Below are 14,711 nucleotides of genomic sequence, written 5' to 3'. Positions count from 1 at the left end.
TTATGCAAACGAATCTGGTTCAACAATTTGCCAATGATCCCGAAGGTCAGGAAGCGGAGGAGATCCTCAGGGCCTGTGTGCATTGCGGTTTCTGCACCGCAACCTGCCCAACCTACCAGGAACTGAACGACGAGCGGGATGGCCCCCGTGGCCGCATTTACCTGATGAAGATGTTCCTTGAAGGCGGCGAAGTCACCGAGAAGACCCGCGAACACCTGGACCGCTGCCTGACGTGTCGAAGCTGCGAAACGACCTGCCCTTCTGGCGTGAAGTATGGCCGCCTGGTAGACATCAGTCGTGGTTTGATGGAAAAAGAGCTGCCGCGCAAGCCGCAGGAAAAATGGCTGCGCTGGGCGCTGACCCGCTTCCTGCCGGACCGCCGGCTGTTCGGGTTGATGCTGCGTCTGGGCCAGGCCTTCCGTCCGGTACTGCCGGAGAAGCTGCGCACCAAGGTGCCCCCTCGCCGACACGCAAGCCCCTGGCCCTCGTCGAGCCACAGCCGTGTGGTTCTGGCTCTGGCCGGCTGTGTTCAGCCGTCAGCTGCGCCCAATACCAACGCGGCTGCGGCCCGGGTGCTGGACAAGCTCGGTGTGACCATGGTGGAAGCCCCCGAGGCCGGATGTTGTGGCGCGGTGAACTACCATCTTTCCGAACATGAGCGCGGTCTGGAACAGATGCGCCGCAACATCGATGCCTGGTGGCCCGCCATTGAAGCCGGAGCCGAGGCCATCATCATGACCGCGTCAGGTTGTGGTGCCATGGTCCAGGATTACGGCCATCTGCTGAAAGATGACCCGGTGTACGCCAATAAGGCAAGGAAGGTCAGCGAGCTGTGCACTGATCTTGGGGCGTTCCTGCTGAAGGAAGACCTGGAGCCCCTGAAGGCCAGTGCCCAGGCGGGCAAGGTGGCGTTCCACTGTCCGTGTACCCTGCAGCATGCCATGAAACAGAATGGGGTGGTGGAGCAGGTGCTCACCAAGGCGGGTATCGACCTGGCGGCCACCAAAGACAAGCACCTGTGCTGTGGCTCGGCGGGTACCTATTCCATTACCCAGCCGGAGATGAGCCAGAAGCTGCTGGATAACAAGCTCAAGGCGCTGACGGTGGATAACCCGGTACGGATTGTCACGGCCAACATTGGCTGCCAGTTGCACCTGGAGAGCAAAGCAGACGTACCGGTGAACCACTGGATCGAGTTGCTGGACCGCTGATCCGTTCCTGAAAGTGGCGCTGGCTTTCGGTATAGTTACCAGCGCCTGTCCCGCTGCTGTGATGGTGGCGGGGCTCTCCCTCAAACTATTCACAGGATGTGAACCCATGCCAAGGAAACTGGCCCTGAGCCTGCTTCTCGTTACCGCGGCAGCGCCCGCCACTGCTGAAATCTACCGCTGGACCGATGCTAACGGGTCCATACACTTTTCCGATACGCCACCCAGGCAGGTGCGACATTCCAGTGTTTCGGTGAAACCACCGGTGACCGTCCCCATGGGCGAAAACATCCGCCAGGCCGACCGGGTGCGGCAAAGCCGGGCTGAAGTGGAACGCTTGCTGGCTCCCGGCAGCAAGGATCGCTATGCCCAGGCCAGAGAGGCAAAAAAGCAGGCGCAACAGTGCGAGAAATATCGGAAGCAGTTGGACCGGATTCAGGGCCAGTTGCGAGCTGGTTACAGCAATGATCGAGGCAATGGCCTGCGCCAGAAACGACGCAAACTCAGCCAGCTCTATAGCCGGGAGTGCGTGCTCGACCAGAACTGATTTCCGCGCTGGCTTCGGAAACCGCGCATTGCGGTCCTTTTCTGAATATTGTTAGCTATCTATCTAGTCAGCGGAGGTAGCATTTGTCTCATTTTCAGCTCGCGTTATTACTTGGTATGACCGTCGCCCTGGGGCCTCTGGCTTTGGATGCGTATTTGCCCGCGTTCCCCGATATTGCTGAGGGTTTTGGTATTCCCCATGCGGATGTGGGCCTGACTCTGAGTGCCTATGTCGCCACCCTTGGTCTCGCACAACTGGTGGGCGGGCCTTTGTCGGATCGCTATGGCCGCAAGTTGATACTGTTTGTCGGGCTGACCATTTTCGCCATTGCCGCGATGATGATTGCCGGAGCCGATACCCTGGCGGAGTTGGTGGGCTGGCGAATTGTACAGGGCATCGGCGGTGCCTTCTGTGCGGTCTCGGTGCCTGCGATTGTCCGCGACCAGGTGGGCGGGCAGGAAGCGGCGCGCCTGTTCGGCCTGATTGGCCTGATCATGTTTATTGCCCCGGCTGCGGCACCTTCACTGGGTGCGTTGATGCTTGCGCTCGGCGATTGGCACTGGATTTTCGTATTTCTGGCCGGCTACGCGCTCTTGCTGGCGGTCGTGCTGCAAATCGCCCTGTTTCCCAGGTTGAAACCCAGGCCCCAGGCTTCGACGCCGGTGAAAACTCTGGTAACCAACTACATGCTGGTGCTTCGCCACGGCACAACCATGCGCTTTATCGGTATTCAGGTGATGTGCTTCAGCACCATGCTGCTGTTCATTACCCATTCGTCGTTTATCTACCAGGAGTGGTTCGGCCTGTCCAACGCCAGTTTCTCTATGCTGTTCGCGGCCAATATCGGATTGATGGCGGTGCTGAATCTGGTCAACCGGCCGCTGTTGCGGCGCGTCCCATCAGTCATCCTGTTGCGGGTACAGGTTATGCTGCAGTTCCTGATGCTGGTCGGGTTGGTTACCGTGGTCATTCTGGACGGGCCGTTCTGGGCGGTGGCGTTGTTCATCATTGGCGCCATTGGCTGTCAGGGCGGGATCGTGCCTAACAACATGGCCAATGCGCTGGAGTTCTTTCCGCATCTGGGCGGAACCGCCGCCGCTATGCTGGGCGCCTCTCAATTCACCCTGGCTGGAGGGATCAGTGCGCTGTCATCGGCTTTAGGAGGTGATGCACTGCTGCCTATTGTACTGAGCATGCTGGCCTGCTCGGCTGGCGCGGTGGTGCTGGCGGCCAGAGCTCCAGCCGCGATTGCCCGGGAAAAGGCCAGGGCCGAAACCCTGGCCTGAGACCGCTCAGGGATTGCGGCGCACGTTGACCAGTAACGGACTACCGGTGGCCGGGTCGTGAATCAGATCGCAGCTGACGCCGTAGAGTTCCTGCACCAGCTCCGGTGAGACAATCTCCGCCGGAGTGCCCTCCTCAATAATGGTTCCGTTTTTCATGGCCACCATATGGTCCGCATAGCGACAGGCACTGGCCAGGTCGTGCACCACCATGGCGATGGTCTTGCCTTGTCCGCTCAGTGCCCGGATTAACTCAAACACTTCAATCTGGTGGCCAAGATCCAGGGCCGATGTAGGTTCGTCCAGCAGTAACAGCGGCGTTTGCTGGGCCACCGCCATGGCAATCCAGGCCCGCTGTCGTTGCCCGCCAGAGAGGGTGTCCAGTGCACGGTCAGCCAGTCCGGCAACATCGGCGGCCTGTATCGCCTGATCGAAGGCCCGTTGGTCTTCTTTCGACCACTGTGCCATCCAGCCCTGATGAGGCTGGCGGCCAAAGCGCACCAGGTCGGCAACGGTGAGACCTTCCGGGGCGGTGTTGTCCTGGGGTAGCAGGGCCAGTTTCCGGGCGACTTCTTTGGACGGCAGGCGATGGATATCCTTGCCGTCCAGAAGCACGGAGCCGCCCTTGGGCGTATGAATCCGGGCCAGGCCATTCAGCAAGGTGGATTTTCCGCAGCCGTTGGGGCCCACGATGGCGGTGACCTGGGCCGTTGGCAGATGAAGGCTCAGATTCTCCGCTACCACAAACTGACGGTGCGCCAGAGTGATGTCGTCGGCGGCAAGGGTCGCGGTTTGGGGGTGGCTCATGTCAGGCTCCGTGGCGAAGGTCTCAGCAGTATCCAGAGCAGGTAAGGGCTGCCGACGATGGCGGTAATGATGCCTACCGGAATTTCCAGCGGCGCAAACAGCGTGCGGCCTAACAGGTCGGCAATCAGCATGAAGCTGGCGCCCGCCAGGGCCGCAGCCGTGAGCGGAACCTTGCCCGGGCGGCACAGGGCCCGGGCAAGCTCCGGCGCCAGCAGGGCAATCAGGCCAACCGGCCCGCAGACCGATACTGCCAGGCCCGTGAGCATCACCGACAAACCCAGGCCGATTATGCGGGTGGCTTTCAGTCGTGTGCCCAGGGCAATGGCCACCGCATCCGTGAACTGCAAGGTATTGAGGCCCCGGCTGAGGCTCATCAGAATCAGGTAGCCGGCCGCAAGGCCCATTCCGAGCACCAGCACACTCTGGCCGGAACGGGCATTCAGGCTGCCCACCGTCCAGGGATAGGCCGCATTGGCGGCATCAATCGCCACCCGACTGAGCATTACCTGGGTGACTGCGCCCGCGATGGCGCCAATACCGATGCCGGCGACGATAAAGCGATAGCCCCGGGTGCCATTGGCGCCCGCCAGACCAAAGGCAATCGCCGTGGCGGCTGCCGCTCCAGCCAATGCCATGGCTGATGGTGCCAGCGATAAACCCACGCCCACCACCGACGCGACCGCAAAGGCGGTAGCCGCGTTATCGATGCCGATAATGCCCGGTGTCGCCAGACGGTTACGGGCCAGGGTCTGCATCAGGCACCCGGCCATGGCCAGCGCTGCCCCACTTAGTAGTCCCGCGATTACCCGGCTCAGACGAAGCTCGTTGATCACGAAATCGGTCATCGGGTCTGCGTGGCCGGCTAATGCCCTGAGGGTATCGAACAGGGAAACCTGCACGGTACCGGTGGCCAGCGAGATGATGGTTGCCAGGACTAACAGCCCGAGCAGGGCGGTATTAACCAGCGTGTTGCGTTTATCCGGCATGGCGAATCCTGCGGTCATAGCGAAGGCATCCGGCCGGCCCGGACAATGGCCAGCAGCACCGGAGCGCCAATCAGCGCGGTAACCACCCCCAGAGGCATTTCGGCGGGCGCGGCAATCAACCGGGAAAGCACGTCGGCACCCAGTACCACGGCAGGGCCAACAGGCACACACAGCCAGAGGGTCTTGCGGATATCGGGGCCGGAAAAGGCCCGGGCAATAAACGGCACCACCAGTCCGACAAAGATCAGGGGCCCGGCGAGGGCCGTTGCCGAGCCCACCAGCAGAGCAACCGTGAAAGTGATCAGGAAGCGGATTCGCCCCGGGTGATGTCCCAGCCCGACGGCCGCTTTTTCGCCCAGGGCCATGGCTGCCAGTGGTCGTGCCACGATAGCAATCAGGACCAGGGCGAGAGTGATGGAGGGAAGCGTTGCCCAAAGCATGGACAAGGGTTTGCCGGCCACGCTGCCGGTAATCCAGAAGCGAATCTCATCGGCGGCTCGCTGGTCCATCAGCATCAACATGGAGGTCAATGCCAGCAGCAGACCGGTCATGGTGGCCCCGGCCAATACCAGACGCACAGGATCATTGCCCAGGCCCTGCACCCTGGTAGCGGCAATCACCAGGGCACAGCCAGCGAGCGCTCCAAGCTGGGCGGCCAGGGTGGTGAGAGTAGCTGTGGTGGCGCCCAAGAGGATGGCCAGGGCTACTGCAAAGCCACTGCCAGCACTGACGCCCAGCAAGCCCGGCTCGGCCAGTGGGTTGCGGGTCATGGACTGGAGCAGGGCACCGGCCAGGCCCAGTGCGAGGCCGGTGATCAGGGCAATGATGGTGCGGGGCAGCCGAAGCTCGGTGACCACGAACCAGGCTTCCTCCGTGCCATTGGCCATCAGCGCCGCCATGGCATCGCTGGCAGACACCGGACCGGCGCCATAGAGCAGGCTGGCCAGTACCACCAGCAACAATAAAAATCCCGCAGCCAGAAGCGGCGGGAAAAAAGCGCGAGACGCAACCACGCTAGTCGGGGATAGAGCGTTCAACATTGGGCGCTTCAGGGCTGAATGGCAGTGACCGCGGCTTCGATGTCATCAAGAATGGCCAGTACCGCAAGAGGTCCGGTAGCGCTGGTCCAGAGTTGCCCGCTGACGGTGATCACCCGGTCGTGTTCAACTGCATCCAGGCGGGCAAAAGCCGCGGATTGGCGGGCTGCCTCCAGTGCTTTGTCGCCATCCTCATTCAGTGTCGCCAGGAATACCCAGCTTTGGTCCATGCTGGACAGGTTCTCCAGGCTCAGTGGTTCGCTATGGGGGCGACCTTCTTTAACCAGATCATTGTCATCTATCCGGAAGCCTACTGCCTGAAGAATCGAGGCCGAGAACAGGCCTTCCGCCATCACCAGTGGCCCCTGGGGCATCCAGCGAATCAGGGTGGCATCTCGCTGGGCTTCCGGGATGCGAGCCTCCACAAGGGCGGCCACTTCGCCAATGCGGGATTCGACTTTAGCAATCACCTGCTCAGCGGCCTCTTCCTTCCCCAGGGCTTTGGCGAACAGGCGGGTTTCCCGTTCCCAGCTGTCCGGCTGGAACATGGGAACATCTGACACGATCACCGGCGCGATCCGCGACAGCAACTGGTATTGCTGCTCATTGGTGCGCGGTGCTGCCAGAATCAGATCGGGCCGGACGGAGATAACCGCTTCAATATTGGTTTCGGCCGGTGCGCCCACAATAGCGATATCGCCTGCCCGGGACTTGATGTAATCGGCAACGTCGCTGCCGGCACGGGTAATTACAGCACCCACTGGGTTGGCATCGACAGCCAGTGTCGTGTCCAGGGCCCCCTCGTACAGTGTGACTACTCGCTCTGGCTGGCCGTTGACCGTTACCGGGCCATAGGCCGTTTCCACAGACCGGGTACCCGCGAGACTGGTACCCGCGCCCATGGCGGAGAGTGCCAGTACGGCAATGGATCGGAGAAGCGTCTGTCTGGGGGTGAGAGTGCGGCATGTCATGGTCAGTGCGCTCCGGCAGCGGGGTGTTAGATAGCTTGCAAATTTTAATGGAAAATAATGATAATGGTTCTCGTTAAGGTTTTAAAGTGATAAATTGGAACGGTCAGTTGCAAATAATGGAACCAAATCATGTATGACTTGCAGGAGCTGGAAGCTTTCGTGTCGGTAGTGCGCACCGGCAGCCTGACCGCCAGTACCCGGGATCTGGGACTACCCAAGTCCACTCTCAGCCGCCGGATTCGACAACTGGAGGAGAATGTGGGGCAGCCACTGTTGCTGAGACAATCCCGGAAGATCGTGCCGAACGATGCCGGGCGTGTGTTCTACCGCTATTGCAACGACATTCTCGAGTTGGTGGTGCAGGGGCGGGAGGCACTGGACGAACTCAAAGCCGAGGTAACCGGCAAGCTGGAATTGCGTTGTCACGAATCTTTTGTGCGTGGCTGGTTTTCCGGGGTGGTTGAGTCCTTTATGGCTGACCATGACGACCTTCGTGTTGCGATTCACACCCAGAGGAACCTGCCGGAAGCGGTCGAGGACGGTGTGTGTATCTGGCTGGGTGAGGCCGGCGAGACAGCGCTGCGCCAGGAGGTGCTCGGTGTGCTCAAGCAGGGTATTTTCGGTAGCCCGGCCTATTTCCGGCAGCACGGCAAGCCGGCTGCACCGGGAGAGCTTGCCCATCATCCCTGGGTGGATCTGCTGGGTATGGCAGACACCGGGGTAATATTGCACCACTCCCGCCAGGGCAATTTTCCGCTATCGCTACCGGACCGTCGGTTTACCGTGGACCAGTTCAATGTGCAGGGTGACGCCATTGCCGCGGGCCGCGGCCTGGGCTTGATGCCGGTCTGGCTGGTGGAACGTCGGCTGACGGCTCATCCCGGCAGTTTTCAGTCCTGTCTACCGGAGTGGTATGGACCCGACCTGCCAGTGACCTTGCTTTATCCTCATGGTGTTCTTCCCCGTCGGGTGCGGGCCTTTATTGCTCATCTACGAAGCTGTATCCCGGAGGAATGGACTGGGGGTGTTGGTACTGCCACACAGGCTGTTCCGAAAAGCGGAACGCATCATTCCAACACCTGAACCCTTGCGCTGTGTTAATGTTCACGCCACTGATAATGATTCGCAAGTGCGAAAACTGATATATCGTGAACGTTGCACAACACAAGGAGTTATTCATGCGCCGTCGTTTTCCTTTGCTGGCGTCAGCGGTTGCCCTGACCAGTGCCAGCACCGCTGGTCTGGCCCAGGCCGAGCCCGTTGAGCTGGGTGAAATTGTGGTGACTGCCGCTGGCTTTGAGCAGAACATCTCGGATGCGCCGGCCAGTATTTCGGTGATCTCTGGCGAGGAGCTGGCGAAGAAGTCCTACAAGAGTATTGTCGATGCGGTGAATAACATCCCGGGAGTGTACGTAACCGGTGGCGGTGGTGCGCAGGACATTAGCATTCGGGGGATGGACGACAGTTACACGCTTTATCTGGTCGACGGCCGGCCGGTCTCAGCGGGGCGTTCGGTAAACACCAACGGCCAGGACGGTGGCAAGCAGATTGCTCTGCCGCCCATCTCCATGATCGAGCGGGTTGAAGTCATCCGTGGCCCGATGTCGTCGCTGTACGGTTCTGAAGCCATGGGCGGCGTCATCAACATCATCACCCGCAAAAACCGTGGTGAGTGGGCGGGCACTATCTCATCCGAGTACACCAAATCTCTGAACGATGTCAGCAACGACAGCCGGCAGACCAGCCTGTTTGCCGGCGGCGCATTGGTGGAGGACCTGCTCAGTGCGGAAGTGAATGCTGCCTGGGGAGGGGATGATGAGAGCGATTTTGCCGGTGCCGATGACTCCGCACGCAGTACCCCGGAAAGCAAGCGCAAGCAGGGTGGTGCCAAGCTGATTCTGACTCCGGATAGTCGCAACGAATTTGCCCTGAGTTACGACAGCTCCCGTCTGGAAGAGACCAGCACACCCGGCAAGAGTGTGGCAGAGGATGAAACCGGCTCAAACTACATCTATGACAAAGATGTATACGTGCTGTCTCACGCCGGCAACTATGGCGATTGGTTGACCCGGAGCTTTATCCAGCATGACCTGTCCGAGCGGGTACAGGATCAGACCAAGAAAGAGAAAGTATCGATGCTGGATACCCAGGCTACACGGTTCTGGGGCGACCATGTGCTGACGGTGGGTGGCCAGTACAAGAAGGAAAAGCTGACCGACGAAACCAACGGTTTGCTGACATCCAATATTCCAGGCGCCGTCCGCAGTGTTGATCGCTGGATCGCTGCGGTGTACTCGGAAGTGGAGTGGGGGCTGACCGAGCAGTTGTCGGTGACCACAGGGCTGCGTTACAACGACGACGAGCTGTTTGGCGGTGAGTTTTCACCAAGGGTTTACGCACTTTACGATCTGACGCCAGAGCTGACCCTCAAGGGTGGGGTGTCTACGGGATATCGTCAGCCGGGTCTGGCCGATGTGACCGAAGGCTTCGGCCGTGGCACTGGCGGCGGTGGCTCACCTGCGCCGCATCCACGGGCATTGATCATCGGCAACCCGGAACTGGATCCGGAATCCAGTATCAGCTACGAGGCGGGAATGGTGTTTGATAGCCGGGCCATGGGGCTGAACGCCAGCGTGATGCTGTTCCAGACCGATTTCAAAGACAAGATTGCCGAAGACCGGCTTTGTGAGTCTCCCAATGGGGATCGCGATGACCCGGCCACCTGGACCTGCAGCTTTCAGGGCAACGACTACCTGTTCCTGAGTACCCGGGCCAACATCGACGAAGCCGAAATGCGAGGCGTCGAACTGACGCTGGATTATCGGCTGACCGACTCGGTCACTCTGAATTCCAGCTACACCTACACCGACTCTGAACAGAAGACCGGGGAGTACAAAGGCGAACCGCTGAACAAAATTCCTGAGCACATGGCTAACGCCAACCTGGACTGGCAAGCGAATAACCGCCTGAATCTTTGGTTCCAGGCCAACTACCGTGGCGAAACCAGCGATTACCTTGGCCGCCGTAGCATGTCAGATGGCACGCCGGGTTATACGTTGATGGATGCCGGTTTGCTTTACCAACTGACCGATTCTGCCCGGGTGACCGCGGGTCTGTACAACCTGGCTGATAAAGAAATCACCAATGATGACTATGGCGTGGTGCTGGATGGCCGTCGCCTGAACCTTGGCCTGGCGGTCGACTTCTGAGGATAGTAACCATGACTTCAATGAAACGAATTATGGCTTTTGCTCTGGCCGGCATAACCCTGACCGGGTGCGCGACCACGACGGAAGTAACCGGTCCCACGGTGATCAGCTACGATCACGGTGCATTGGACACCTTGCTGGAGCTGGGTCTGGAAGAAAAGGTTGTGGCCATTCCACACCAGAGCCTGCCGGATTATCTGGTGGGTCTGGGCGAAAGGTTGCCGGACGCAGGCGGTCTCAAGACACCCGACCTGGCATTGGTCACGGATCTGAAACCGGGATTGGTACTGATGACCGGGCGCCAGGGCGCGGAAGCCCTTGCGTCCTTTGCGAAGGTGGCTCCAGTACGTGATGTCACGCTGGAGGGGAATGATCTTCAGGCCGCGGTGAATGACCGGGTGCTCAGCCTGGCTGGCTACTACGGCCTTGAAGAGGTGGCTGGGGTAGAGCTGGACGCGCTCTGGCAGCACGTTGAGGCGCAAAAGGCGACCTTGGCCGACGCAGGTACCGTTACCGTGGTGACCCATAATAACGGGAACTTTTCACTTCGGCAGGAAGCATTGGTCTACGAGCTACTGGCGTTGACACCTGCGGCTGTGCCAGACAGTGTGCAGCCCGTCGTGCGTGGCGAGCGTACTTTCTATCCGGTAACAGCCGATGTTCTGGCGCAAATGGCGCCGGATAACCTGCTGGTGGTTGATCGCAGTGCCGCGATCGGAGATGAACCGCTGGCGCCGAAGACGTTGAAAGCTTCGTTGGCCGAGGCTGGTGTGTCTACCGAAGTTGTGGTGCTTAACCCAGGCCTCTGGTACCTGTCCGGTGGCGGCTTGCAGAGCGTACGGCTGCAAGTGGATGAAGTGGTGAACGCGGTGCGGTAACTTCCGCGCAGCAGAATCTTAAGGCCTGCCGGCAAACGCCGACGGGCCTTTTTTGTTTGCGCCGCTTTGGTCAATAATGCTCAGATATGAAACTGATCCTCAGCAGAAAAGGCTTCGACAGTTCCGCTGGCGGCTGCCCCAATCCGGTCTTCCCGGATGGCAGCTGCCTGGCGCTGCCCATTCCGGACGACCAGTCGCCCATTCGCTACAGCCAGATCCGGCACCATGGCGAAAGCATTGGTTCGCTTGTGTCGCAGTTGACGGGGCAGCGGGCGTTTTCCAGACGTGGTGCGCATCTGGATCCGGATGTCATCGAAAACGCCTATCCCCGGCTGCCAGGCTGGCGTCCGGTGCTTGGCCAGCACAGTTCGGCCCAGGCGCACCTGGCCAATCATGACATTGGGCCTGGTGATCTTTTTCTCTTTTTTGCGCTGTTCCGGCCGGTGGAACGTTATCGGAGACGATGGCGCTTTGTGCCCGGTAGCCGACCGTTTCACGCTGTCTGGGGCTGGTTGCAAGTGGCAGACGTCTGGCCTCTGGGCAACGCGTCGTCGGTACCGGAGTGGGCGCGCTATCATCCGCATCTGCATGGCGAGCGATCAGCACAGAACAGTCTCTATGTCAGCGGCGACAGGCTTCAGATTCCAGGCTTGCGTGAGGATTTGCCAGCCGCCGGAGCCGTGGAGGCTTTGTCAGATCAGCACCGGCTGACCGCACCCGGAGCCTCAATGGTCACGGACTGGCGCTTACCGGCTGGCTTCATGCCTCAACCTGGTAAGTCACCCCTCAGTTATCATCACAATCCGGAACGCTGGCGCCTGGAGGATTCCGGAGAATACTGCCGCTTAAAGTGCGCGGCACGTGGTCAGGAGTTTGTCCTGGATCTGGAGCAGTATCCGGGAGTCAGTGAATGGTTGCTGACCCCGGGACTGCTCTCTTAAAAGGTGGTGCTTAGCAGGTAGGCCGTATAGCCCACGAAGATGGCCAGCAGCCCAACACCTTCCACACGATTGATACGCCCGGGCCCGCAAAATCCATAGCCTAGCACAAACAGGGCGAGGGTCAGGCCCACCATCACTGGAATATCCCTGATCAAGACTTCATTGGCCACCGCCATGGGGGCAATGGAGCCGGCAATACCGACCACGGCCAGGGTGTTGAACAGGTTGGAGCCCAGAATATTACCCAAAGCCAGATCATGCTCGCCCTTGCGGGCCGCAATGATAGAAGAGGCCAGTTCCGGCAGAGATGTGCCAATAGCCACAATGGTCAGGCCGATCACAAGGTCACTGACGCCAAAGCGGGTGGCAAGATCGACTGCGCCCCAGACCAGAATACGGGAGCTGATAATCAGCAGAACCAGCCCCACGACCAGCCAGAGCATCGCGTTGCGAATGGGCATGGGATGAGTGGCAAGCTCGGCATCCATTTCGGTGGCGAAGACATCATCAGTTTTTCTCATGCCAGACCAGATACTCCAGCCCAGCACCAGCGCAAACAGCACCAGCAGGCCGGTCGCATCCAGCCGGCTGAGTTCGCCGTCAAACAGCAGCCAGGCCGCCGCCAGGGTAACCAGGGCCAGAATCGGCAATTCCTTGCGCATCACCTGAGAGTGTACGGCAATGGGGGCAATCACGGCGGTGATACCGAGAATCAGGGCGATGTTGGTGATGTTGGAACCATAGGCATTACCCAGCGCCAGGCCGGGGTTGCCCTGAGAGGCCGCCAGCGCGGAAACCACCATCTCCGGTGCCGAGGTACCAAAGCCAACCACCACCATGCCAATCAGTAAAGGTGGCATTCCGAAATGGCCAGCCGTAGCGGCCGATCCTTCAACAAACCGGTCGGCACTCCAGACCAGAAGGGCAAGGCCGGCAAGAATGGCGAGAGATGCAATCAGCACGTTGTTGGCTCCCAGGTTGATGTCGGAGTATTTGACGGCAATCGCAATGGCCGCACAATTACACAGAACTACCTATCAGCCAGTGGCAATTCACGCTCTCTTGAAACTGGCCAGGGCCACCGCTGCGGTCACGAACAGGCCACCAAAAACCCGGTTCATTTGCCGCTGGCGCGCAGGGGTGGTCATGAACCGGAACAGCTGGCTGGCGAGAATGGCATAGCCTACCATCACCAGGATATCGACAAAGATCAGCGTAGCCCCCATGGTTGCCAACTGAGGACCATGGGGCGTGCCCGCCACCAGAAACTGGGGGAACAGGGCAATCAGGAAGATGGTGGCTTTCGGGTTGGTGAGGTTTACCAGAGCTCCGTTCCAGAACTGCTGTCTTGGACTGAATCCGGAGAGGTCCGCCCGGGATGCTTCAATAGGTGGCTCCCTCCATTTCTGGATGCCGAGCCAGATAAGGTAAACCACGCCAATCCATTTGATCACTGCCAAAGCAGTATTGGAGGAGGCGACGATTGCGCCCAGCCCGGCGCCTACCAGCACGATCTGTGCGCCGTAACCGAATTGCTGACCGGCAATGGTGGGCAGAGATTTACGCACCCCGTAGCGAAGCCCGCTGCTCATGGAATTCACCGCGCCGGCACCAGGCGAAATACTGATAAAAACAGCTGCGACCAGAAAGGTCAGCCAGACAGTGAGTGTCATTGCTTACGCTCTTGCTGAATCCGAAGATGTTATACTAACCGCCACAAAACACCGGCCAGAAGAGGAGACTGTGAGATGGCCAGAAAACGGGCGAAAGCCACGCAGCATAGTGCTGTGCAACGGGAATTGAGAACACCAAAATACCAGATGCGTGTGGTTGAGGACAAAACCAAATACAAGCGCAGCCGGGACAAGACGGTTCGGTCGGAGGGCTTTCGCAAAGCCGCGTGAAAGTGGTTTTACGAAAGCCTTTCGTGCCCTCCTATCCCGGACAGTTCTTGCCAGTCGTCGCTTGCCGGTTGTCATAAAAGCTTCATGAATGGCCGCTGGGTCGCTGTTATCCTGTAGTGTTTACTGACATGGAACACGGCAGGAGCCGCACAGGATGAGAATCATCGCCTTCTACAGCCCCAAGGGCGGGGTTGGAAAGACCGCCGCTGCGGTCAACACCGCTTACCTGGCCAGCCGGGACAATCTGAGGACCTTGCTCTGGGATCTGGACCCACAGGGGGCCTCCAGTTTCTACCTTGCCGGAGCAGAGCCCGTGAAGGGCCGTAAACTCTCCAAATTGCTGGAGGGGAAATCGCCCATTGCCCGCTTTATTCACGAAGACGTTTATCCCAACCTGGATTTTATCCCCGCCCATTCCAGCTTTCGAAATTTCGACATCAAGCTCGAACAGGAGCACGATGGCAACGCGCTGAAAGACCTGTTGGCGCCTTTGTCGGAAGACACCAGTCTGGTAATTCTGGATTGCCCGCCCACGTTATCCCGGCTTACCGAGCAGGTGCTGGATGTGGCTGACAAGGTGTATGTACCGGTGGTACCCACCTGGTTGTCCCTGAATAGCTGGGACCAGTTGAAAGAGTTTGTGAAGGATAAAAAACTCGGTGTTAAGAAGTTGCGTCCGTTCTTTTCAATGGTGGATAGGCGTAAGAATCTGCATCGGGATGTGTTGGCGCGGGACGCAGAGAAGCTTGGCTTGCCTGCGCTTGCTGCCGTCCCCTATGCGAGTGCGGTTGAGCGCATGGGGGAAGAAGGACAACCACTTGAAGTGCTGGCCCCAGGCTCACTGGCGGCAGGAGAATTCCGCAAACTGTGGTCGGGTATCAAAACGGATCTTTGGTCTCGATAGCCTGAAAAGTGGTAGAGTCTCGGCACTTATTCGACA

The 14,711-nt window shown here is 59.4% G+C and carries 15 protein-coding genes; 9 read left to right on the top strand and 6 right to left on the bottom strand.

Annotated features, from left to right (window positions below):
• Positions 1 to 2 precede the first annotated feature (2 nt).
• From glcF to Q674_RS28945, 3 genes are all read left to right on the top strand, one after another.
• Positions 3 to 1,211, top strand: a complete 1,209-nt coding sequence (gene glcF / locus Q674_RS28955) for a glycolate oxidase subunit GlcF (protein ID WP_023008667.1) — start codon at positions 3 to 5, stop codon at positions 1,209 to 1,211.
• Between the two features lie 106 nt (positions 1,212 to 1,317).
• On the top strand, positions 1,318 to 1,755 hold the full coding sequence (locus tag Q674_RS28950; RefSeq protein ID WP_023008666.1) for a DUF4124 domain-containing protein: 438 nt from the start codon (positions 1,318 to 1,320) through the stop codon (positions 1,753 to 1,755).
• Positions 1,756 to 1,838: 83 nt separating this feature from the next.
• Positions 1,839 to 3,041, top strand: coding sequence for a multidrug effflux MFS transporter (locus Q674_RS28945; RefSeq protein ID WP_023008665.1), 1,203 nt, complete (start codon positions 1,839 to 1,841; stop codon positions 3,039 to 3,041).
• A 6-nt stretch (positions 3,042 to 3,047) separates the two neighbouring features.
• On the opposite strand, the gene Q674_RS28940 is transcribed toward Q674_RS28945, so the two are convergent.
• From Q674_RS28940 to Q674_RS28925, 4 genes are read right to left on the bottom strand one after another with little or no spacing between them, the layout of a single operon-like run.
• On the bottom strand, positions 3,048 to 3,845 hold the full coding sequence (locus Q674_RS28940; RefSeq protein ID WP_022990763.1) for an ABC transporter ATP-binding protein: 798 nt from the start codon (positions 3,843 to 3,845) through the stop codon (positions 3,048 to 3,050).
• Positions 3,842 to 4,849 carry a FecCD family ABC transporter permease gene (locus Q674_RS28935; RefSeq protein ID WP_023008664.1) on the bottom strand — a complete coding sequence of 336 codons (1,008 nt, stop codon included), beginning with the start codon at positions 4,847 to 4,849 and terminating at the stop codon, positions 3,842 to 3,844. Before Q674_RS28935 ends, Q674_RS28940 begins: the two co-directional genes overlap by 4 nt.
• Complete coding sequence (locus Q674_RS28930) at positions 4,846 to 5,871, bottom strand: FecCD family ABC transporter permease (RefSeq protein WP_031210046.1); 1,026 nt, start codon at positions 5,869 to 5,871, stop codon at positions 4,846 to 4,848. The genes Q674_RS28935 and Q674_RS28930 overlap by 4 nt, the downstream gene beginning before the upstream one ends.
• 8 nt (positions 5,872 to 5,879) lie before the next feature.
• Positions 5,880 to 6,839, bottom strand: coding sequence for an iron-siderophore ABC transporter substrate-binding protein (locus tag Q674_RS28925; RefSeq protein ID WP_023008662.1), 960 nt, complete (start codon positions 6,837 to 6,839; stop codon positions 5,880 to 5,882).
• A 129-nt stretch (positions 6,840 to 6,968) separates the two neighbouring features.
• On the opposite strand from Q674_RS28925, the gene Q674_RS28920 reads away from it, so the two are divergent.
• From Q674_RS28920 to Q674_RS28905, 4 genes are all read left to right on the top strand, one after another.
• On the top strand, positions 6,969 to 7,922 hold the full coding sequence (locus Q674_RS28920; protein ID WP_023008661.1) for a LysR family transcriptional regulator: 954 nt from the start codon (positions 6,969 to 6,971) through the stop codon (positions 7,920 to 7,922).
• A 95-nt stretch (positions 7,923 to 8,017) separates the two neighbouring features.
• Positions 8,018 to 10,048, top strand: a complete 2,031-nt coding sequence (locus Q674_RS28915; protein ID WP_023008660.1) for a TonB-dependent receptor domain-containing protein — start codon at positions 8,018 to 8,020, stop codon at positions 10,046 to 10,048.
• Positions 10,049 to 10,059: 11 nt separating this feature from the next.
• The gene (locus Q674_RS28910; protein ID WP_031210045.1) at positions 10,060 to 10,926 is read left to right on the top strand and encodes an ABC transporter substrate-binding protein; all 867 of its coding nucleotides are present in this window, start codon (positions 10,060 to 10,062) and stop codon (positions 10,924 to 10,926) included.
• A gap of 86 nt (positions 10,927 to 11,012) precedes the next feature.
• Entirely contained in the window at positions 11,013 to 11,867 is an 855-nt protein-coding gene (locus tag Q674_RS28905) for a hypothetical protein (protein ID WP_023008658.1), read from the top strand.
• On the opposite strand, the gene Q674_RS28900 is transcribed toward Q674_RS28905, so the two are convergent.
• Together Q674_RS28900 and rhtB are read right to left on the bottom strand one after the other, a co-directional pair.
• Positions 11,864 to 12,829, bottom strand: coding sequence for a calcium/sodium antiporter (locus Q674_RS28900; protein ID WP_023008657.1), 966 nt, complete (start codon positions 12,827 to 12,829; stop codon positions 11,864 to 11,866). The genes Q674_RS28905 and Q674_RS28900 overlap by 4 nt on opposite strands.
• A 90-nt stretch (positions 12,830 to 12,919) precedes the next feature.
• Positions 12,920 to 13,540, bottom strand: coding sequence for a homoserine/homoserine lactone efflux protein (rhtB, locus tag Q674_RS28895; protein WP_023008656.1), 621 nt, complete (start codon positions 13,538 to 13,540; stop codon positions 12,920 to 12,922).
• A 75-nt stretch (positions 13,541 to 13,615) separates the two neighbouring features.
• Between rhtB and Q674_RS41320 the strand changes: the two genes are divergently transcribed.
• Positions 13,616 to 13,771, top strand: a complete 156-nt coding sequence (locus Q674_RS41320) for a hypothetical protein (protein ID WP_022990772.1) — start codon at positions 13,616 to 13,618, stop codon at positions 13,769 to 13,771.
• Between the two features lie 154 nt (positions 13,772 to 13,925).
• A complete protein-coding gene (locus Q674_RS28890; protein ID WP_023008655.1) occupies positions 13,926 to 14,675 on the top strand; it encodes a ParA family protein in 750 nt (249 codons plus the stop codon).
• Positions 14,676 to 14,711 lie beyond the last annotated feature (36 nt).

The organism is Marinobacter sp. EVN1, assembly GCF_000475375.1.
Lineage (GTDB): Bacteria > Pseudomonadota > Gammaproteobacteria > Pseudomonadales > Oleiphilaceae > Marinobacter > Marinobacter nauticus.
Note: the sequence above shows the minus strand (reverse complement) of the source record. Positions and strands in the feature narration are given on the sequence as shown.